The 750-nt window shown below is 54.0% G+C and carries 1 rRNA gene; it reads right to left on the bottom strand.

Features of this window, described 5'->3' with window-relative positions:
• A 23S ribosomal RNA gene (locus ABDZ89_RS13230) occupies nt 1-669 on the bottom strand; the annotation flags it as partial.
• Nucleotides 670-750 lie beyond the last annotated feature (81 nt).

Raw genomic sequence — 750 nt, 5'->3', positions numbered from 1 at the left:
TTAGACTCGCCAATCAAGTGCACTCCCTGGGTCGTTTTTCAAAACGCACGACACGACGCCGGCTCGTCTCTTTTCCTACTAGAGGATCGCTCCTCGGTCGTTTCAAGAGACGCCTTGTACGCCCTGTCGCTCGATCGCCAGCTGATTTCAGGCCCTATTGCACCGCCCTTCTCGGGGTGCTTTTCAGCGTTCGCTCACGCTACTTGTTCGCTATCGGTCTCGAGGAGTGTTTAGCCTTCTCAGGGGATGCCTGAGATGTTCATAGAGGATATCCGACCCCTACTACTCTGGATTTGACGCCATCCGTACTGACTCATCTTACGGGGTTGTCACCCTGTTTCACGCTCCGTTCCAGGAGACTTCAGATGAGTTGTCAAGATTTGGTTGTCAACCCGAACACCACATTGGTCTGACGACCTTCGGTTTGGGCTGTGTCGCGTTTACTCGCGGTTACTGACGACATCGCTGTTGCGTTCTTTTCCTGCCCTTACTGAGATGTTTCAATTCAGGGCGTTCCCTATTGCGCGAGGCAATTGTTGAACGGATTCCGATTGGGAGATCTCGTGTTCTTCCCCTCCATGCGGGTCCCACGAGCTTTTCGCAGCTTGGCACGTCCGTCGTCGGCTCTCGAGCCGAGCCATTCACCAGCTGGCACAGTAGCCAGTAGTGTGTCAGTCTGCTCTCGAAGGAGAGAGACTGACGGTGTCAAAGACGGCAAAGTCTTCGACTGTTATGGTTCACTGACGTTCC

It is taken from the genome of Halorubrum ejinorense (assembly GCF_039522565.1).
In the GTDB taxonomy this organism is placed as follows: domain Archaea; phylum Halobacteriota; class Halobacteria; order Halobacteriales; family Haloferacaceae; genus Halorubrum; species Halorubrum ejinorense.
The sequence above is the reverse complement of the archived record's forward strand: the minus strand, read 5'-3'. Positions and strand labels throughout refer to the sequence as shown.